18 protein-coding genes and 1 pseudogene are annotated in these 20175 nt (G+C 62.1%); 10 read left to right on the top strand and 9 right to left on the bottom strand.

All coding sequences use genetic code 11. The features are described from left to right. Positions 1-26 precede the first annotated feature (26 nt). Both SG26_RS16090 and SG26_RS21195 read right to left on the bottom strand, forming a co-directional pair. Entirely contained in the window at positions 27-1241 is a 1215-nt protein-coding gene (locus SG26_RS16090; protein WP_014040453.1) for a glycosyltransferase family 2 protein, read from the bottom strand. A gap of 595 nt (positions 1242-1836) precedes the next feature. Continuing rightward, on the bottom strand, positions 1837-2016 hold the full coding sequence (locus tag SG26_RS21195; protein ID WP_129755198.1) for a hypothetical protein: 180 nt from the start codon (positions 2014-2016) through the stop codon (positions 1837-1839). A 119-nt stretch (positions 2017-2135) separates the two neighbouring features. Between SG26_RS21195 and SG26_RS16085 the strand changes: the two genes are divergently transcribed. The 3 genes from SG26_RS16085 (at position 2136) to SG26_RS16075 (ending at position 4499) form a co-directional block, all read left to right on the top strand. Then, positions 2136-2336, top strand: a complete 201-nt coding sequence (locus SG26_RS16085; RefSeq protein WP_004518094.1) for a hypothetical protein — start codon at positions 2136-2138, stop codon at positions 2334-2336. A 72-nt stretch (positions 2337-2408) separates the two neighbouring features. Beyond that, the gene (locus SG26_RS16080) at positions 2409-3248 is read left to right on the top strand and encodes an inositol monophosphatase (protein WP_050038118.1); all 840 of its coding nucleotides are present in this window, start codon (positions 2409-2411) and stop codon (positions 3246-3248) included. A 102-nt stretch (positions 3249-3350) separates the two neighbouring features. Then, positions 3351-4499 carry a DUF63 family protein gene (locus SG26_RS16075; RefSeq protein ID WP_014040450.1) on the top strand — a complete coding sequence of 383 codons (1149 nt, stop codon included), beginning with the start codon at positions 3351-3353 and terminating at the stop codon, positions 4497-4499. 42 nt (positions 4500-4541) lie between these two features. Here the strand turns inward: SG26_RS16075 and SG26_RS16070 are convergent, their stop codons facing one another. The 3 genes from SG26_RS16070 to SG26_RS16060 all read right to left on the bottom strand — a co-directional run bounded on the left by SG26_RS16070 (position 4542) and on the right by SG26_RS16060 (position 9560). Then, a complete protein-coding gene (locus tag SG26_RS16070; protein WP_050038117.1) occupies positions 4542-6251 on the bottom strand; it encodes a YcaO-like family protein in 1710 nt (569 codons plus the stop codon). A gap of 31 nt (positions 6252-6282) precedes the next feature. Further along, positions 6283-7101, bottom strand: coding sequence for a transcriptional regulator TbsP (gene tbsP, locus SG26_RS16065; protein ID WP_008309020.1), 819 nt, complete (start codon positions 7099-7101; stop codon positions 6283-6285). 371 nt (positions 7102-7472) lie between these two features. Further along, the gene (locus SG26_RS16060) at positions 7473-9560 is read right to left on the bottom strand and encodes a hypothetical protein (RefSeq protein ID WP_050038116.1); all 2088 of its coding nucleotides are present in this window, start codon (positions 9558-9560) and stop codon (positions 7473-7475) included. A gap of 153 nt (positions 9561-9713) precedes the next feature. On the opposite strand from SG26_RS16060, the gene glyA reads away from it, so the two are divergent. The 4 genes and pseudogenes from glyA (at position 9714) to SG26_RS16040 (ending at position 13083) form a co-directional block, all read left to right on the top strand. After that, on the top strand, positions 9714-10961 hold the full coding sequence (gene glyA, locus SG26_RS16055; RefSeq protein WP_050038115.1) for a serine hydroxymethyltransferase: 1248 nt from the start codon (positions 9714-9716) through the stop codon (positions 10959-10961). A gap of 83 nt (positions 10962-11044) precedes the next feature. After that, positions 11045-11631: pseudogene (locus tag SG26_RS16050) on the top strand (hypothetical protein). A gap of 75 nt (positions 11632-11706) precedes the next feature. Continuing rightward, on the top strand, positions 11707-12600 hold the full coding sequence (locus SG26_RS16045; RefSeq protein ID WP_050038114.1) for a bifunctional methylenetetrahydrofolate dehydrogenase/methenyltetrahydrofolate cyclohydrolase: 894 nt from the start codon (positions 11707-11709) through the stop codon (positions 12598-12600). Further along, positions 12601-13083, top strand: a complete 483-nt coding sequence (locus SG26_RS16040; protein ID WP_050038113.1) for an NUDIX hydrolase — start codon at positions 12601-12603, stop codon at positions 13081-13083. Between the two features lie 4 nt (positions 13084-13087). On the opposite strand, the gene SG26_RS16035 is transcribed toward SG26_RS16040, so the two are convergent. Beyond that, positions 13088-13807, bottom strand: a complete 720-nt coding sequence (locus tag SG26_RS16035; protein ID WP_050007612.1) for a hypothetical protein — start codon at positions 13805-13807, stop codon at positions 13088-13090. A gap of 59 nt (positions 13808-13866) precedes the next feature. Here SG26_RS16035 and SG26_RS21705 point away from each other — a divergent pair, with 59 nt between their 5' ends. Next, positions 13867-14013, top strand: coding sequence for a hypothetical protein (locus tag SG26_RS21705; RefSeq protein ID WP_004961170.1), 147 nt, complete (start codon positions 13867-13869; stop codon positions 14011-14013). A 177-nt stretch (positions 14014-14190) separates the two neighbouring features. On the opposite strand, the gene SG26_RS21190 is transcribed toward SG26_RS21705, so the two are convergent. Next, on the bottom strand, positions 14191-14532 hold the full coding sequence (locus SG26_RS21190; RefSeq protein ID WP_175055157.1) for an amphi-Trp domain-containing protein: 342 nt from the start codon (positions 14530-14532) through the stop codon (positions 14191-14193). 209 nt (positions 14533-14741) lie between these two features. On the opposite strand from SG26_RS21190, the gene SG26_RS16030 reads away from it, so the two are divergent. Further along, positions 14742-15017, top strand: coding sequence for a PadR family transcriptional regulator (locus SG26_RS16030; RefSeq protein WP_004518082.1), 276 nt, complete (start codon positions 14742-14744; stop codon positions 15015-15017). 119 nt (positions 15018-15136) lie between these two features. Here SG26_RS16030 and SG26_RS16025 read toward each other — a convergent pair whose 3' ends face one another. Together SG26_RS16025 and SG26_RS16020 are read right to left on the bottom strand one after the other, a co-directional pair. Beyond that, complete coding sequence (locus SG26_RS16025; RefSeq protein ID WP_079980832.1) at positions 15137-17191, bottom strand: histidine kinase N-terminal 7TM domain-containing protein; 2055 nt, start codon at positions 17189-17191, stop codon at positions 15137-15139. A gap of 570 nt (positions 17192-17761) precedes the next feature. Continuing rightward, positions 17762-18088 carry a hypothetical protein gene (locus SG26_RS16020; RefSeq protein WP_008309033.1) on the bottom strand — a complete coding sequence of 109 codons (327 nt, stop codon included), beginning with the start codon at positions 18086-18088 and terminating at the stop codon, positions 17762-17764. 158 nt (positions 18089-18246) lie between these two features. Between SG26_RS16020 and SG26_RS16015 the strand changes: the two genes are divergently transcribed. Next, positions 18247-20112: an ATP-binding protein gene (locus SG26_RS16015; RefSeq protein ID WP_050038112.1), complete on the top strand. Its 1866-nt coding sequence runs from the start codon at positions 18247-18249 to the stop codon at positions 20110-20112. The last annotated feature ends 63 nt before the right edge of the window (positions 20113-20175 follow it).

Genomic DNA, 20175 nt, shown 5'->3' with positions numbered 1-20175 from the left:
AATTCCGCTAAAGCGACTGTCAACGGTTAGCTGCTGTCTGCTAGCATACTCATGAAGAACGACCCGAACACTGTCTGTAGCCCCAGCACTACGACTGTCGAGGCCAGAAGGGTCGCTGTAGCTGACGGTAACGCCGCCTCGCCGGCGAGCAGCCACTGTCCGAACACGCTCCCGAGGTACAGAATCCCGACTGCAGCCGCGAGAATGCCGATGGACGCGCCGTGCTCCAACTGGAACCGCTCCCGTATCATGCCGACAAGCACACCCTCGGGCTTGTTTATCGGGTTCGCGGCGATGGAACTGAACAGCGCGAGCGTCCAGACCTGATACCCGACGATTGCCAGCAACGACCCGCCGACCATCGTCTGTATGCCGAAGTTGACGCCACCGATCGACAGCCGAGCGATTGATAGCGACATCAACACTGCCCCGACCGACACTAGCAACAGAGCCGGATACGAGAACAGGTAGTCCGGCGCGTTCACGAGCATGAAGCGGACGTGTCGCCAGCCGTCACTGAAACTATCGAGCGTCTCCTCGCCTTCCCGCTCGTGGTAGATAATCGGGACCTCCTCTATGGTGAGGTCGTTCGCACCGGCTTCCATGATCATTTCGCTGGCGAACTCCATCCCGGTCGTCTCTAGCTCTAGCGTTTCGAGCGCGTCCTTGGTGAACACACGGAAGCCGCTGTGTGCATCGCTTACACCGGCTCCATAGAACGTGTTCAGGAACCGCGTCAACAGCGGGTTTCCGACGTATTTGTGGAGTGGCGGCATCGACCCGTCCCGGATCTCGCCCTCCAGTCGGCTCCCCATACAGATGTCCGCGTCGCCGTTCTGGACCGGTTCGAGGAGCTGGGGAATCATCTCGAAATCGTACGTCGTGTCAGCATCACCCATCGCAATGTACTCTCCCCGTGCCTTGTCGAACGCGTAGCGATACGCATAGCCATAGCCCGGTTCATCAGGTGTCACGACTGTCGCACCCCGCTCGCGAGCTAACTCCGGAGTCGCGTCGGTCGAACTGTCGCTCACGATGATCTCGGTCGGCACACGTAACTCCGAGATCGCTGTCTTGATCCGATCAATACATTCGACGATCCCTTTCTCCTCGTTGAGGGTGGGCATCACGACGCTCAAAACCGGCGTGACTTCGCTCTCCGGCGTGACGAGAAACTCGTCTACAGCCTTCGTGATCCCCTGTTGACCCGCTTGATTTGCCTGATTTGCTTGTATCGTCATTCCCGTACCTCGGCTATCGCTGGTGCGTCTGGTAGCATACACTCTCCACTCCCCTGAGCGGCTTCCGATGAACACGGCTAGTAGGCCCCATTTTATCTGAGTTCAATGCCGAATTTCTGATATGTACCGCACGGCTTCCACACAGAGTGTCATGTCAAAGCAGCATATAATAAAGCTGTCGGGTGGGATAATCCATCATTAATAACAATAGTTGTCATGAGAATCCCTCTCCTCCCCTGATTGTACACGATCTCTTCGACCCATGACCACAGTGTGGCGTGCCATCTATCAATAAAGCACATTATTCACGCACTAATGTACGTTGTGAAGCAGATATCTATCAGACTAGTAGACTATGTCTCCCGCGGTTTCAGCGCCGGATATCTCAAGCAAGGTGATAAAACGAGAACCATCACTAGGAAGTCACGTCTGCGAATGTCGAACTACACCGGGAAACTACTACGAGAGGCACTGGGCAGTCGTTTCGGATAGTCTGTAATCGGGAAAATGCGTCAATTCGAGTAGCGCGTTCCGGGTACAGCCACCTGATTCCATGTACCGGTCGGTGGCTTTGGCGTCATGGTTGCTGAGCGTCTCACACTGGGCGACGAAGCCGACTCCGTATCTCGCCACTAACGGCGTGTATCCGCGGCAGTCGCTCCTCCGATGCACTGATGAGCGTTGCGACGCTCAGCCCAAGGACGTAGACGACTCCCAAAAGCATGATAACCGAGATGTCCTTGCTGAACCGAAGTGCCCCACGTATCGATGCCATATACGTACATACCTGGACTGAGTATAAGCCGTTGGGGTCTGATTATTAATATTTGTAATTGGGCGGCCGCTGTTGTCCAGAGCCGTAGATTTAAGCCGCCCTGTGTGCTAAACGATAACATGGCCACCGATCAGTCCGAGGGGGCGAGCCTGCATGTGCCACCGCTGGAGAATACAGCGTTTTTCTCCATTGAGGACGACGACGGCTACGTCCGTATTGAACAGTCACTGGGGAACCAGGTCCTGTACACGCCCAATGAGGCGCGGGACATCGCCGAAGCCATTCTCGACGCTGTTGACGAGGCTGTCGAAGAAGAGTAACCCATCGCCATCCGTCGGCCCTGTTTTGCTGGAAGGCGAGATGGTTTGAACAAGGGAGGTCCAGCGTCAGGTATGACAGATGCAAGCCACCGGGCGGCGGTCGCCGAGCGAGCGGCCCGCGCTGGCGGTGTCGTTGCTCGGGAGCAGTTCCGGGGCGACCTCAGTGTCGAGTCGAAGGCCAACAAAAACGATCTCGTCACGGAGACGGACCGTGACGCCCAGCGGCAAGTCGTCGCCACGATTCGAGCGGAGTTCTCCCGTGACCGGTTCCTCTGTGAGGAAGACCTCTCAACGTTAGCTGGCCCGGACGTTGACTCCGAGCCTGAAGCGGTCGATAGCATCCCAAATAGCGGCTCTGTGTGGGTCATCGACCCGATCGACGGGACGGCGAACTACGTCCGTGGAATGCGTCTGTGGGGGACGGTCGTCAGCGCAGTTGTCGACGGCGAGCCGGTCGCATCGGTGACCTATCTCCCCTCGTATGGCGACCTCTACGCGGCTGGCCCCGAAAGCGTGACACGAGACGGGACCGAACTGTCGGTAAGTGGTCGAACCGACCCGGAGACGTTCGCCGTGGCTCCTGTCGGCTGGTGGGATCGCGACGATAGGGACGAGTTCGGTCGGCTGTGTAGCGCTGTCGGCGACCGCTTCGGCGACATTCGGCGTCTGGGTTCGTTCCAGGCCACGCTGGCACACGTTGCCGACGGGGCGCTCGAAGGGCTCGTTTGCACGCGCCCGATGGCCCCCTGGGACACGCTCGCTGGCGTCCATATGGTCAGACGGGCTGGCGGCACGGTCACTGACCTCGATGGCGAGCCCTGGACCCACGACAGCGATTCCGTCGTCGCCTCCAACGGCGAGGCACACGAGGCCTTCGTGGTGGCCGGCAACGAGGCACTCGCTGAGGATTGAACACAGTTTCTCCATCAAATCCCGCCGCGTCTGGCTCGCGGAAGTCCGCTCCACGCACACGGGACCGGAACGCTAAAACCGCCTGCCACCGGTCACTCGGCCATGGAAACGTTCGAGCGAGCCGTCGATGAGTACGGGCCCGGCCAGCTCTGGGTGGGCTCTTTCGCTGCCGTCCTCCTCGTCGCGGTCGGAGCCGTTATGGCCGCTCCACAGGCCGTCTGGGATCGGTTCCTCTGGCAGTACTTCTGGGGGCCAGTGTACGCGGACGCCAAGGCGGCCAGCTGTGCCGAGATGACTGCATCCGGGCCACAACCGCTGTACGATGGCTGTAGGGCGGCTATTCAGGAGGGACGGCTCATCGCCGAGCCGGGATACACTATCGTCTCCGAGATCGGCTACATGTTGATTCTGGTGTATATGCTCGTCGGCGTCTACTTCCTCCTCGAGCGACTGGACATCGCCGAGGACCCGAAGCTCTACTTCGCGTTCGTGCCGTTCATGTTGCTCGGCGGCGCGTTGCGGACTGTCGAGGACGCGACCGACCGCGCGGTGGATGCCGGCGTCTCACCCATCGTCGAGTATCCGCTGAGTTCACTCATCATCAGTCCCGTTATTTACGGCACGGTGTTCCTACTGACGCTGCTCGTCCTCGTCGTCTGCGTGGACCTCGAACAGCGCGGCATCGTCGACAGCTACTACCGGACGACTGGCGCTGTTGGTAGCATTTTCGTCGCCGTGACGCTACTCTATCTTACGTTTGTCGCGCTCACACGCGAGTACGCGACGCTGTACCCGTCAGTCCTCATCACGACTGTCGCACTGGCATCGGCGCTGTCGTACGGTCTGTACCGCCTGTTCGAGTCCTATCGACCGGCGCTGAACGACGGAACCGGCTATATCGGCTTGCTGGTCATCTGGGGCCACGCCATCGACGGCGTCGCGAACGTCCTGCTGGCTGACTGGCTTGACGCGCTCAACGTCCCGCTGACGTACTACCCGAAACACCCGGCCAACGCATTCATCATTGAAGCCACCGAATCTCTCCAGTCAGCCGGTCTGACTGCTGCTATCGGCACGTCGTGGCCGTTCCTGATTGTCAAGCTCGCTGTCGCCTCGCTGGTCGTCTCGCTGTTCAACCAGGAGTTCATCGACGACAGCCCGCGGTACGCGCTGCTGTTGCTCATCGCCGTTACCGCGGTCGGCCTCGGGCCGGGCACGCGGGACATGCTGCGGGCGACGTTCGGCATCTGAATACGGACTGTCCGGTATCTGACTCTCGCTCGTCGGCTGTTGCTACGGGAACGGATGATGCTCCCTGTCGAGCCGCGGCTCGAAGCCCAGGTCAGCAGGCACGGCTTCGGCCCGCTCGCCGAAGAACGAATCACCGAAGAACAGCGGCTGTGCCGACGGACAGACGACACGGACGGCCTCGAACCCGAGCTGTTCGAGGTCGCGCGTCGTCAGCCGCGCTCCGTAGGGCGTGAGTCCCGCGTCAGCTGCCCGGTCACACAACGTCTCTAGCTCCGCCTCGCCGGAGAGGTCTGCGTCCGGGCCGAGCGAGTCCAGCGGGACCGCCGTCTCGGTGGCCGTCAGGTCGGCCCCCTCGCCGGGTGATTCGGCGTAGCGCCCGATTGCACCCTGTGCGTCCATGGCCGCCTCGGGACCCATGCTGTCGAGTTCCATCCAGTTCTGGAGCGCCTCTTCCAGCGCACCGACGGCGGCCGTACCCGGGTCCAGATCCGCATCGGTGCCGAGTGCGAAGCGAGGCCACTCGTCCTGTTCCAGTGCGACGGTGATGACCGGCACGTCCACGTCCTGTGTCAGTAACAGCGCCGTCACCTCGAGCCCCTCGGACGCCGCGCGACGCCGGAGCGTGTCGTACCGCTCGTGGTCGTCGACGGCAACTCGAAGCGGCTCGAACGTCGAGTACCACGACAGCATCGCGGCGTCGCGCTCGATGACCTCGTAGAGCCCGGTCAGCAGCGCCTCGGTGACGGTGTTTCCGAGCCCGAGCCCGGTCGTCGTTGCCGGTCTAACCACGTTCGATGGCGGCGGATAGTGGACGGTCTCGGCGGGAAGCGACCGCCGTTCGTCGGTCAGCAGATTTTCGGCCGGGACCCAGGGAAGCGCCGTCGAGTCGTCCCATTCGGCCTCGTCCCTGACGAACGCGTCGGGTGCGACGGCATCCGGAACATCGACGACCGTCCCGTGCCGCAGATTCCTTTCTCGGTAGACCCCGGCCGCGTACCGCTCGTAGTTCTCGCCCAGCGCTTTCATGAACGCCGTGTCCCAGTCGATGGCAACACCGGCGGCCTTGGCGGCGGCCGATACGTCGCTGAAACCGGCAGTCTCGGCGAGCGTCGACAGGTAGTACGGGGCGGGGAACGACTCGACTTCGCCGACCTCCGTGGCGATACCGACCCGGTCGTCGAGGCCCAGTTCCGCCCGCGAGAGCGCCTCGCTGTCCGGGGCCGTTCGGCGACCGTCGCCGAGGGTACGGCTCGGCGTCTCACTGCAGTCACAGCCCGGGACGGGGAGGAACCGGCGCTGCGTATGTGGGAGTTCCGTAACTGTCCCGAAGAGGGCAGTGTCGCCGTCGAGAAACTGGGTTACCAGTCGGCCCGCCAGCGCTCCCGTGAATCGTTGCGTGGCCGCCGCCGGGGCTTCTGTGATCTCCTCGGTCTCGTCGACCGTCGCCTCGACCCGAGTCCGCAGACAGTCGAAACAGCCCGTTTCGGGTCCGAAGCCGCTGATCGCGGCGTCAGTCACCGGGACGCCGCCGACGCCGCCCAGTTCGACGGCGACCCACGGGACGTCATCGCCTTTCGCTCGGTCGTTCCACGCCGCAAACGTCTCTGACCCGACAGTATCGACGACGACGGCGAGGTCGCCACTACTGTTCGCCGGTGTCGACGGCTGTGCTACTGTAACGTCGATATCAGCGAGAAACGCAGTGAGTGCGTCGACGGCCGGTCCACGCCCGACGACTTCGACAGTTTGCATGCCGAACCCCTCGCGGTGGAGCGGGAAAAACCTACGCGGCGAGGATCGACTGAGCCACGGAGGCCAGCTCGTCCGGCTCGGCGTCTTTGAGCCGGTCGTCACCGAGCATCAGGCGGAGCCGCGGTCGGCCCACGTCGATCGGGACCTTCTCCGTGTCGATGAGGTTCATGTCTTCGAGCTTCGTCTTCGTCCGCGAGAACGTCGCCTTGCTCGCCAGTCCGACGTCTTCGCCCCATTTGCTGATGTCGTACAGCAGTTCGCCGTTCCGTGCGGCCACGAGCAGGCTGATGGTGACCTCGTCGAGACCGTCGCCGTCGCCACGAGCCGTCGACAGAGAGCTGAGAACGTCGTTGAAGTCCGACGCGGTTTCCGGGCCGATGTCGGCTTCCAGCGTGCTCTGGACGCGGTTGAGCGGCGGCGTCCGGAGCGAGTACTCGTCGGCGTCTTCCCAGGTCGAGCCGTAGTAGTCGTAGGCGTTGTCGACGAACGCCGCGTCGTCGGTCCCGAGACCGCCGACCGTGTCGCTGATGGTGACGAGTGCGTACACCGTATCGACAGTTACCGCGACCGAGTGGTTCGGCACGTCGTCGAGCAGTCGCATCGTGAGCCGCTCCTCGTCGATGAGGTCGGCCGCGGTGCTCGCAACGAGGAAGTCGTCCATGACGTCTTTCAGTGCGCGCTCGTCGGCGAGCAGCCGAACTTCGGGAGCGCCCGAATCCGCGTCCAGTGTCGATACAAGCTCAGAGATGGTCCGCCGCGACGGGTTCACGACGTACACCGGCTCGTCAGTTGCCCCAAACACCGTGGTCAACATAGACCCAACGTCGTCTTGCAGGAGATTTTCAGTCATTGTCCCTTCCAAGTATATAGTGTATTATTATATTTAATTTTACCGGCCATACTGTGTTGATTTCGCCAACAATCCGACAACACCCACCGATGAGAGGCGATAAAATATTGGTCAACTGTCCTAAGCAGAAGCCGTTCGTCTCACGGACTGAACCATCTGTTCTGCTCGTCGTCGTCACGCGAATTCGCTCGAATCAGTGGTTACTGTCACTGTCTCCTACCCGCCGGAAGCCACGACTGGAGCACAGTATCAAATCTGTACCTGAGTGCGTACGGAGAGTGTCGCATCAATACGGCTCCTCGGGTGGCCGGTTCGAAAATAGATGACGGCCGTCTCGGCTTCCGTCACGGAGTCTGACAGCTTCGCGCTCGTCAGAAGTCCGTCCGGAGACGCGCAGCGAGGTCGTCGGACCAGTGAAACTCCCCGTCGAAGATGACGGGCAGTGAGGTCTGGCCCAGCGCGTCGGCCAACTCCGTAGCGCCGAGCGAGTGGCTCGTCTGTTCGCCGTTCAGCGCGGCGCTGTCGTCGAACGGCAGGCGGTAGCTCTCACCGGGCCGTTCCGGGGACACGACCGTACACTGGACGTCGAATCCCATTTCCCCTTTGGAGACCCAGACGACCGCGGGGTGTGCGGGATTGGGAACGATAGAGTAGGTGCCGTCGCCGACGACCGCGTAGTCCTTGCACATCATTATCCGCCGGCGAGCGAGTTCCAGCGCTCGCTGAATGCTGAATCCGTTACTGAGTAGGCGCGCGAAGGCGGTCCCGACCAGGGCGGCGTGTTTGTCCAGCACGTCGGTGAGTGTCACCGCACCGGCGACCGCGCCCTGTTTGACGAGGTCAAGCCCTTCGTCATAGGAGCCACAGGCGTTCAGGAAGAACGTCTGCGTTCGGGCTTCCGACAGCGACGACAGCGCCAGATTGCCGTCGGGACAGCGCAGTCCCTCCTCGTCGCAGTGGCCGATGAAGTGGACGAAATCGGCCGGCTGTTCGAACACGTCGGCCAGTTCGTTGACCGACAGCAGTTCGCTGACCTGGACGTCCATCGGCAGGTCCGCGGCCCGGTATATCTCTGTGACTTCCGTGTGTTCGCCGGCCATCTCCTCGTCGTTGAGGACGACCGCGACCCGTTGGCTGTCGGCATCCCGGTTCTGACTCCGGTAGCGGTTCACGTACGCCTCCGCCGGCGTTTTACAGGCGTCTATCGGGTTCCCCGGAGCGAGCCACGAGTGCAGTTGGCCCTCGCGTAGGTTCGGCTCGATGACCGGTGGGCGCTCGGCCGAACCGCGGCTCAGATACGAATCCGACAGCGTCCTGTCGAGAAGCTCATCCTGGTCGAGCCGGGAGCTGTCCGGCAGGTAGATGAGACTGAGTCGGTCGAGCAGGAACGGCAGGCATCGGACTCGTTCCGGTTCGGGTGAGACGTACGTCGAGAGTGGCCACTCCGGCAGAATCGAGTTCACGGCCTCGTCGGAGACATCGATGTACCGCTCGAGCCGTCCAGCCGGCGACAGCGACCGAACTGTGTCCGGGTCGAGCGAGAGCGCGGACGTGATACGAGCGCCACTCTCGGCTGGATCGACGCGTCTGACCAGACAGTCGAGGTAGAACACCTTCCGGAGCAGCGCCGCGACGCCGGCCTGTAGCGACGGCCACGCGTCGAAAGAGCGGTGTACCGACGTGCCGTCGGCCGTCAACAGTGCTGCATCCCGTGACTCGACTACCACTTCGGCCCCGAGATAGTACGCCAGCGGGGCGCTGACGAGCAGTTCCGCCTCGCACTCCGGAACACGGAGCGTGATGCCAGTCTCCGGACGGTTCTGCCGAACCGGTTCGGGAATACGGGTCGTCTCGCCGGTCGTGACTATCGGCGGATGGCCGCGGAGTTCCGGATGTGAGCGGGACGGCTGCATCGTATGATGGGCCCCACTCAGATGGGTAATCGCCGTTGCGAGTCCGGCAGGTGTCGCGGGGACCTGCAGATGCGGCCGCTCCGCGCTCGTCTCCCAGACGAACCCGACGGTAATACTCGTCGGCTCTTGGAAACCGAGGACAGAGGTAATGCCGGCCGAGTGGAGCGACGCCGGCCCGTCGAAGCGGACGTGGATCCGAATGTCGTCAACGACGCCCAACGGCGACCCTCGGTCGCTATCCGCAGCACGGGCCTCCATCGTCAGCAGGTACTCCCCCTCCTCTAGGGTCGTCGGTGAATCAACTGCTCCAGTATTCGTGTCAGTAGCGACTCGGGTTACCGTGGCATCCACCGCCGGCAGTGCTAACTCGGTGACGGACCCGCTGTAGCAGTCGTCGACACGATGTGGTAACTGTTCGCCGTCCGTAACTTCTCGATCGTGTAACTGGCGCACCAGTGCGCTCGGGTCGACCGTTTCTCCATCCCACTCCGGCGTGTTACTGCTGTTCCGGTCCACCCGCTCGCCTGCCACCCCCCAGGTGACCATGCATAGACATGTGGAACGTCATCTGATATATACGTACGGGTGTCAGGATGTCGTCTCCCCAACTGTACCCGCGGCACCGGACAATGTGTGATAACATAGCACATACGTGGCCCAAAGGGTAGATTATTGTCGTATCGGTCCTGACTCGGATACATGAGCTACGAAACCGTACGGGAAGCGGACCCGGCAGTCGCAGACGCCCTGGAGGGCGAACGAGGCCGGCAGAACGACACGCTGGCGATGATCGCCAGTGAGAACCACGTCAGCGAGGCTGTGATGGAGGCACAGAGCTCCGAACTGACGAACAAGTACGCCGAGGGCTACCCCGGTGAGCGCTACTACGGCGGCTGCGAGTACGCCGACGACGTCGAGGAACTGGCAATCGACCGCGCGAAGGAACTGTGGGGCGCGGACCACGTCAACGTCCAGCCACACTCCGGCTCCCAGGCCAACATGGGCGTCTACCTCGGCGTGCTCGAACCCGGCGACAAGATCCTCTCGCTGGACCTGACGCACGGCGGCCACCTCTCGCACGGCCACCCAGCGAACTTCGCCGGCCAGGTGTACGAGGTCGAACAGTACAAGGTCGACGAGGAAACCGGCTACATCGACTACGAGGGCCTCCACGACCACGCAGAGGAGTTCGAGCCGGACATCATCGTTTCGGGCTACTCCGCGTACCCCCGGGAAGTCGACTTCGAGCGGATTCAGGAAGCCGCCGACGCGGTCGACGCGTACCACCTCGCGGACATCGCCCACATCACCGGCCTCGTCGCCGCTGGCGTCCACGAGTCGCCGGTCGGCGTCGCCGACTTCGTCACCGGCTCGACGCACAAGACCATCCGCGCCGGCCGCGGTGGCATCATCATGTGCGACGAGGAGTACGCCGACGACATCGACAGCGCGGTGTTCCCCGGCTCCCAGGGCGGCCCGCTGATGCACAACGTCGCCGGCAAGGCCGTCGGCTTCGGCGAGGCGCTGGCCCCTGAGTTCGAGCAATACGCCCAGCAGACCGTCGACAACGCCGTCGCCCTCGGTGACCGACTCAAGGAACACGGCCTGGACCTGGTCTCCGGTGGCACGGACAACCACCTCGTGCTCATCGACCTCCGTCCGTCCCATCCGGATACGACTGGCAAGGAAGTCGAGGAAGCGCTCGAAGAGGCCGGCATCGTCCTCAACGCCAACACCGTCCCCGGCGAGACCCGCTCGGCGTTCAACCCCTCGGGCATCCGCGCCGGCACGCCCGCGCTCACCACCCGTGGTTTCGACGAGGACGCCTGCCGCGAGGTCGCCGATCTCATCTACAAGGTCGTCGACGCCCCCCACGACGACGATGTCGTGGCGGAAGTCAGCGACCGCGTGGACGAGATGACCGACGAGTACACGCTGTACGAGTAGCGACAGGCTAGCCCTGGAGCGCGGATTCTGCTGTCCGCCCACTGGCATCCTCCTTTTTGGCATCTCTCTCCGATACGACTGGTATGCCCCGCACAACCCGACGCCGGACGCTCTATGCACTGGGTGCCTCCCTGTCGGTGTTCGCTGGCTGTACGCAGTTCGAGAGCGAGTCAGGGGCGGAAACCGGGCAAAGCGACGGCGGCGCGAGCGAGCCGACAGTGACGGCCACGGCGGCGGAGACAGACGCCGCTACCCCCACAGGCCAGGAGTCGACTGCTGGACAGACCGAAACAGCCACAGAACTCGACCTGCGGGAGGCCAACGTCGTCGGGGTCGAACTCACGGACGAAGGCGACGACTACCGCTTCGACGTAACACTCTATCACGATGACGACGGCGAGGACGGCTACGCGAACTGGTGGCAGGTCGAAACGCTGGCGGGCGACCGACTCGGTCGCCGTGATCTCCGGCACGCTCACTCGACGGCTCCGTTCACCCGGTCGGAGACCATTACTGTTCCCGACGATACGACCTGTGTCGTAGTCCGGGCCACGACCAGACCCACGGCTACGGCGGCCAGGCGATGACGGTGGCTGTCCCGGGCGGCCCGACACGGGCCATCCGGCAGGGGGCCGAGCGGAAGTCGGTCGCCGAGTCGGACTGTCCCTGAGCGAGCGCGCGCCTGCCTGTCGCGGCCGGCCGAAATCCGGGACGTTCATACCGCCCCGCGCCGCCGTTGTACCCAATGACAGAGATTATCGACGGCGACGCCGTCGCACAGTCGATTCGGGATGACCTGGTCGCGTCCATCGACCACCTCGCCGACGCGGGCGAGCGCCCGTCGCTGGCGACGGTCCTGATGTCCGAGGACCCGGCCAGCGAGACCTACGTCTCGATGAAACAGAACGACTGCGAGGAGGTCGGTATCGAGGCAATCGACATCGACATCGACCCCGACGCGGACGCTGCCGAACTGTACGACACTATCGAGGACCTCAACGCCGACGACGACGTCAACGGCATCCTGGTCCAGATGCCGGTCCCCGACCACGTCGAGGACAGGTCGGTCCTGCGAGCCATCGACCCGATGAAAGACGTCGACGGCTTCCACCCGGAGAACGTTGGCCGACTCGTCGCCGGTGACGCCCGCTACAAGCCCTGCACACCCCACGGCATCCAGAAGCTCATCGAGAGCGTGGGTGTGGACACAGAAGGCAAGGACGCCGTCGTCGTCGGCCGGTCGGACATCGTCGGTAAGCCGATGGCGAACCTGCTCATCCAGAAGGCACCGGGCGGCAATGCGACGACGACGGTGTGTCACTCCCGCACCGAGAACCTCGCCGAGCGGACCCGCAACGCCGACATTCTCGTCGCTGCGGCCGGCGTCCCGGAGATGATCGACGGCGACATGATTGGGGAGGGCGCGACGGTCATCGACGTGGGCATCAACCGCGTCGACGCTGATACCGAGAAGGGGTACGAACTGGTCGGCGACGTGGAATACGAGAGCGCGAAGGAGGTCGCGGGCGCGATCACGCCGGTTCCCGGCGGCGTCGGCCCGATGACCCGCGCAATGCTCCTGTACAACACGGTGAAAGCGACGGGCCTGCAACACGACATCGACGTCGACCTGCCCTGAATGCCGTCGCTTGCGGCCTTCGAGAACCGTGACGTGCTCACCCGTCGGGTGACTCGCGAGACCGACACAGCGGGTGTAGAAGGGGTCCGCGCCCGTGCTGACCGGGGGCTCCACTGGGCGGTCGGCGCGCTCGTCACCGACCCGGCGGACCGGATACTGTTCGTCTACGAGGACGAGAGCTGGAAGCTTCCGGGCGGCGGCGTCGAAGCCGGCGAGACGCGCCAAGAGGCGGTGCGCCGCGAGGTACGCGAGGAGACGGGCGTCGAGAGTACCGTCGACGAACTGGCTGCCGTCACCGAGGTCACGGTGACCGATGGCGGCCGAGAGGCGACGTTCTTTTTCGGGACCTATCGCGCGACGGCTGACTCCACGGACCTCGCGTCGGACCCCGGACTCGACGGCGAGTCGATAGAGACCGTAGCGTGGCGGGATGCGGTTCCGGAAAACTGTCTGGACGAAACCCTCGTACGGCGGCTCCAGTGACCGCTTAGACCGTGTCGTTCTCGATTCCGGCAAGCCAGTTCTCGGCTCTGACGAATGCGCTCTCGTCGCCGGTAATGTACGACCCCAGGTCCCGCGCCGCGTGAACGAGACGGTTGGCGTCCGCGGGGTCGACATCGCCGTCCAGCGCCTCGATCCGCTTTCGATGGTCGCGAATCCGTCCGGAGAGCTGTCGTGCGGTCGGTTCCGAATTGGCGTCCAGATACGTCCGTACGTCGCGCTGATAGCTATCGACGGCGGCCGCCATCGCCAGGCCGTACGGCACTCGAAGCTCCGACGGGACCGACTCGACAGCCGGACGGTCGCCGTCGTCAGCACTGCCGAGAAGTTCGTAGAAGTACCGCTCCGCCGGGTCGCCGCTGCGCAACTCCCGGGAGAGGTGTGCACCGACGTGCTGGAGTTCGACCGCGGCGACGAACGTCGGGTTGAGCGAGCGAAGCTCGCCCGCGTCGATGAACCCCCGCTTGCGTGTGTACTCCCGACAGCGCTCGGCGGCCGCGTCAGCGAGCTCCCGGGTCGGGTCTGCGTCGATCCGGCTCCGGACCGGCGTCAGGTCGAGGGTGGCCGGTGCGTCCGTGTGTTCGGTGTGCTCGTCGATGCCGACGCTGTGGATGCTGCCACAGTCCGGACAGGCGATGCTCCCCGTCTCGTAGTACCGCCATCGCGTGCCACAGTCCTGGCACTCGCGCTCCCCGCGGACTTTCATACGTGATGCTGAGAGGCCAGCCCTCAAGATTGTTCCGTGAGGGCTGTCTACGCCAACGTATGCGCTCGGAAGACGAGATCCGCGAGCAGTACGAGTTCCTTGCTGAACAGCTAGACGACGAGGAGATGGATCACGAGCGGGTCCGTATGATGTTCACCCACTACAAGCGGGCACTTGGATGGGTGCTCGAGGAGGAACATATCTAGGTTAGTTACAGCTTACATTCGCTTCTAATTCGATAACTAACATCTGCTGGACGGGGCCGGTACTTTTAAGTTATTCTGCCCCATTCGACCAAGTGACGCTTCGCTTGGAGGGCCGAAGCGTCAGCGGGGACCAATTCAGGGCGGCAAGCGGTCGCGTTTTTCGCGACCGCTTTCCACTTACTTCGCTGCTAACGACCAGATACGAGCGATTGCTGTACATCCGAAAAGGAACCGCTGGACGATACGACGTACTCGATAGACCACTCTGTGTCTGTCGCGTTCTCGGGCCACTCCGGTTCGACTCCGATACTGAGTTACCGTCGCCCACTCCGGACTCGCGCGCTCGGCGTTCACCTCGAACTCCGCCTGTGATGGCGGCGCGACGTGGCCCCGACCCCTCCCTGCGCTGAGCGTGATCTCAGATCTATCTCCCGGAGAGTCGACCACCGTTCTGAGATATGCTGCGACGGCGCTGTGGTCGAGTCCTTGCTCGCTTTCGAGCAGGACTGTTTCTACCAACCTCTCAGTGCCCTCCAGTGACAAATAATACTGTCGCCATCAGTTTCCGAAGAATGATGATATACTGACTGTATTTACCATTTGAACAAAACGATGACTGAGGGCCTAAATACAGAAAATTCGACACTCTGGACTACCGAAACAACATCAAGTTCTCTGGGCCGATATATTTAACAGTATAGATACTAAATCATTACATAGGAAAACCGATGCACGACTTGACAGGATTCCAGCGTGACCTTCTCTACGTGATCGCTGGCAGGGAAGAGCCCCACGGCTTAGCTATCAAGGAGGAGCTCGAAGCGTACTACGAGAAGGAGATCCATCACGGTCGTCTGTACCCGAACCTCGACACTCTGGTCGACAAGGGACTGGTCGAGAAGGGCCAGCGCGACCGCCGGACCAACTTCTATACGCTTACGCGCCGCGGGCGTCGTGAGATCGACGCCCGCCGCGAATGGGAAGACCAGTACGTCGACCTGTAAGAGTGTCGCACCGCCCCTTGTGCTGAGGCCGTCGTATCGTCGGTAGCGGTGGGTCCGTCTTCAGTGACGGGAGCGGGTAACGCTACGATGACGGCATTCGTCGCTGGAGTCGTTCAGCGTCATGTGGTGTCGGGTTGGTTCACCATAGGTGACTCGTGGCACTCGATCACGAACCTGGCTCCGCCGCTCTCGCCCTCAGTGGCTGATATGTCCCACCCGTGGGCCTGCACGATGTCTTTAACGATAGCGAGGCCGAATCCTGTCCCCTCCGCGTTTGTGGTATATCCCTGTTCGAACACTGCGTCACGTTCTTCGCTGGGGATACCTGCCCCGGTGTCTTCAACGTAGAACCCGACCGCGTCGGGTAAGGACCCGGCTTTGACGGTCAGGTCAGCCGACTCGTTGTGCTCGACGCTGTTTCGGAACAGGTTTTCGAGCATATTCCGGAGCCGATTACGGTCGCCATCGATCTGGAGCGTTGTTTCGACGACGAGGGTCGCCCCGCCAGTCTCGACGCTCTGCCAGGCATCGTATGCGATCAGTTCGAGGTCTACCTCGTCGGTCTCAGTCACCGTTTCTCCTGAGCGAGCCAACGTGAGCGAGTCGTCGATGATCGACTCCATGCGCTCGAGTTGCTCCTGAATCGTCCCGATCGACGCGTCGTGGCTAGCGACATCGCTCTCAAGTAGGCTAAGTCGTCCACTTGCGACGTTCAGTGGGTTCCGGAGGTCGTGCGCAACGATGCTCGCAAACTGGTCGAGCCGTTCGTTCTGCCGTTCCAGTTTCCGCTTTCGCTGTAGTTGCTCGGTCACGTCTCGGGAATTGAGGACGATCCCCTCGACGAACGGGTCGGCGAGCAGATTTGTTGCGTGCGCTTCGATGAAACGCCAGTTACCCGCTGCGTCGCGGAATCGCACGACGTACGTGCCGGAGTAGCCGTAATCGTCGACGTATCTGGCCAGGTCCTCAACAACGCGCTGTCTGTCGTCGGGATGGATGTATTCGACGGCGTTCTCACCGACCAACTCGGGAGGTTCGTATCCGAGTATCTTCTTAACTGGCTGGCTGACGTACGTGAACTCCCCGTCTTCGTCCAGAACCGTCACCATGTCCGAAGACCGTTCGATGAGGCGCTGGAAGCGCTCTTCCGCGATACGGCGCTCAGTCACGTCACGGTAGATGAGCAGCTGTCCGATCACTGAGCCGGTTTGGTCGGTGAGCGTTGAACGGTTGATATCAAAGTAGTGTGGTCCGCCGTCAGCTTCGATGACGACATCGGCGTCGGCATTGCCGTCGTCGTCTGGTAGCGAGTCGTAGGACGGCATGACTTCCGACGCAGACCGGCCAATCGCCGTCCCTTCATCGTCGAGGAGGTCTGTGCCAGTCTCGTTTACGTCGACAAGCCGCCCGTCTTTATCAACGACGAAGACGGGATCAGACATCTCTTCAACGAGCGTGTGTCTCGCGACGGGCATCAGGTCGAGGAGGTCAAAGCGAAAGAGCGCGATAGCGAAGACAACCCCCGTAAACGTGAACGCGAACGCTGTCGGGTCAGCGGACCCCATCGGATCACTGCCGAAGACGAACACTAAACTCGCAATCAGCGGAATAATGCCGCCAAGCAACATCAACGTCGCCTGTGTTCGATACCGACCGCTTCGCTTGAGTCCGAAGAGCCCGACGATGACGTACGTCGTCCCTATCAGAATGTACTGGTACAGGAGATTGAACCAGAAGACGGGGCCGTTCACGCGCTCCGGACTCGCGAGCGGCGGTCCCTGCACGAACCCGTCGAGGGTCCACAGCAGGTTGTGTGACTGTGCAGTCACGACAAGCCCGAAAACGACGACTGGGGGAGCGAGCAGTAGCGCCCAGCGTCGGCGGGTCAGGAGTGATTCCCGGCCGCTGTATGTCAGCCCGAACCAGAACTGTGTTGGCCCGAGCCCGACCGCCCCGATGTATTTGATAACGAGACCGGTCCGGTACGTCGGCATTGTCGTGCTTGCCGACAGAACGCCGTTGCCGAGCGAATAAAGTGCGACAGAGATCATTATCGCGGCGAGCGGCACTGCCCCGCGTACACTCCGCCGACGAACGGCAATACCGGCAATTCCCAGGTTTATGCCGAACGCGATGAGGAGAACCCACGTCGGTATGCCTGGCGATAATCCCACACGTCAGCGTTGATTTAGGGTCGTTTTATAATTCCCCTCCAACTATCAAACTTGAATAAGTCTGTTCGACACCTCACATATTGTGTTAGAATCGGCCGTTTGTGCTGTATTTAACGGAAGATAAAAGACAGTAGCTCGGAACATCTGTTTCATTTATTGATATTTTGGCAAAGACTATCGGAAACAGATGGTAGTCTGTCTTGGCTATGGGCGGTGGTGAGTGGGGTACGCGATTCGACCCCGATCATTGTTGGGACGCACTGCCTATTTCGTGTCAGCGGGGCTCTCAACCCAGGGGCGGTTCCCGGCAGAGACGCTGTCCTGACGGATAGCTGGGTGAGGCAGTTGCCGTGTCGCGGATATCTTCGCCGTACAAGTAGCGAGGAAAGACTCTATAGCACCACTAACTGTTAACTAATCTCATGTATATGGGAGCTATGTCGGCCCTCTTGCAGCGATCCCTGGAGCCGATTCAGACGACCGTGTTTCGTATTCTGCTTGCGGGGCGCTCGGGATGTTTCGTTCGGTCGTCCTCGGTACGGTAACGGTGCCGGCGCTTGGGCTCTTCGTTTAAAACTGGTAGCGCCGGTCGTCCTTGTCCTGTTGCTGAGGGAAGTCGTTCCCGGTCATCTGGTCGAAGGTCATCCCCGAGAGGTACTCGTCGTACGTACAGTCGTAGCTCGACCGGAGGTGGAAATCCAGCGTCCCGCGGTCGACGGTCGACTGAAACAGCATATGGACCGCGCGCCTGACGAGTTCGTCCGGGTCGTCCGGGTCGAGTGCGACTGACAGCATCGCGAGTTCGTTGCGCGTCTCGCGGTCGATGGACAGTTCGAACTCGTCGTCGAAGTCGCCGTACGCCGCTTCGATATCCTCCTGTAGATCGTCGAGGCTCATACGAACGGGGACGGTGAGCGCGAGGAAACCCCTTACGACTCGTCTGGGACCGCTCCCTCGAAACACGGATGTCTACGATTATAACATATGATAAATTATATCATGGACTGAACATAACGGTTGGTAGCGGTCAACTACCGAAGGATTCAGATTAGATAATGACAGGTGGTGGGGACGAGACAGCAGCGTCCAGCCAGCCCGACGGGCTGCTAGAGCGGCTTCACGCAGTCCTCCCGGACGTGTACACGCGTAACTACGTGGCGAAGTTCGCTGTCGCGCTGGCGGTAATCGTCGTCGTACTCGCAGCCGTCGGCTTCGGCAGCTACCTGCAGATACAGGACCGGGTCGTCAGCGACGCGGTGACGGACCTCGAAACGTCGGCCACGCATCGCGCCGACAGTATCGGGCAGTGGCGGACGACCACCGAGACGGAGGCCATCGCTATCGCAGCCGCAGGGGTGTACGTCACTGGGACGCCCGCAGATATCAGACAGTACCTTACGACAGCAGCCACGGCAGAGTCGTCACAGATTCGTTCGCTTCACTACGTCTCCACCGTCGACAACTCTCAGATAGTCGTCGCGAGCACCGGAACGAACACAGAAGGCCGGCCACCGCGGGCGGTCGAACCCGCGTGGGAGTCCCCCGTGATGGCGACGATGAACGGCTCCACCGACACTGGCACAGTTATCCACTCGACAGCATACGCGGACGGTGACAACCACTCGATGGCGTTCGTGACTCCCGTCTCCGATGGCGATGGAGCACTAGTGCTGGTTGCCCGGGTCCCGGTCGAGCAGTTTCAGGACGGGCGCGACGGGTTCGAGACGCAACTGCTCACTGGGGACGGAGACCCGCTTATCGGGGGCCAGGGTGGTTCCGTGCCCATCAGTCAGGACGGTCTCCGGGCCGCAACAGCGGGCCGAACGACGACTATCGAAACGGGGTCCCATGTCGCGACGTACACGCCCGTCAACGGTACGTCGTGGGTGGTCACGACGAGTGCGACGCAAGAGACACTGTACGGAACGAGTCGGCTCGTCCGCTGGGGCTTCCTCGCTGTCATCGGGACGGCAGTCGCCGCGCTGGGCATCGCGGGATATCTTTTCGGACGGCATACGGTTCGGCCCCTGAGACAGCTCCGTAACCGGACGCAGGCCATGGAACAGGGTGACCTCGGCGTTGACATCTCGACAGCCCGGCAGGACGAGATCGGGAGGCTGTACGACGCCTTCGGAAATATGCGGGACACGCTCCGGAGTCAGATCCGCCAGGCCCAGGCGGCCCGCGAGGAGGCCGAGCGGTCGAGCCACGAACTCGAACGTCAGAACGAGCGGCTGGACGAGTTCGCGTCGACACTGAGCCACGATCTCCGAAACCCGCTTACGGTCGCCCGGGGCCACGTCGAACTGCTTGCGACGCGGCTGTCGGACCCGGAGACGGATTCGACCGACCTCCAGTCACACATCGAGAAACTCGAAGACGCACACGACCGTATCGAGTCCATAATCGACGACGTGTTGACGCTGACGAGAAAGGGCGCAAGCGTCGAGGAGACGGCCCCGGTTCCGCTGGAGGCCGTCGTCACCGATGCGTGGGACAACATCGACAACAAAAGCGCCAGCATCGAGGTCGCGGGCAGTCGAACCATCGACGCCGACCGGACGCGGCTCTTGCGAGCCCTCGAGAACCTGTTTCGCAACGCCCTCGACCACGTCGGCCCGAAGGTGACCGTCACGGTCGGGCTGACGGAACACGGCTTCTACGTTGCCGACGACGGGCCGGGGATTCCGAGCGAAGCGGTCGACAACATCTTCGAGTACGGTCACACGACGAGCGCGGACGGTACCGGGCTCGGCCTCTCTATCGTCAAGACCATCGCGGAGGCCCACGGTTGGCGGCTGTACATCGATACGACCTACCCCGACGGCGCGATGTTCGTGTTCGCGGACGTGTTCAGCGAGGACGAGCCGGACTGGTACGGGACCGAGTTCGAGTGGGGACGGTCCGAAGTCGACGACTGATACTGTTGGCTGTAACTACTGTAAGATATCCGCCATCTCAGGGCGGCGATTCTTTCCAGACGT

It is taken from the genome of Haloarcula sp. CBA1115 (genome assembly GCF_000827835.1).
Taxonomy (GTDB): Archaea; Halobacteriota; Halobacteria; order Halobacteriales; family Haloarculaceae; genus Haloarcula; species Haloarcula hispanica.
This window is presented reverse-complemented; position numbering and strand designations above follow the sequence as displayed.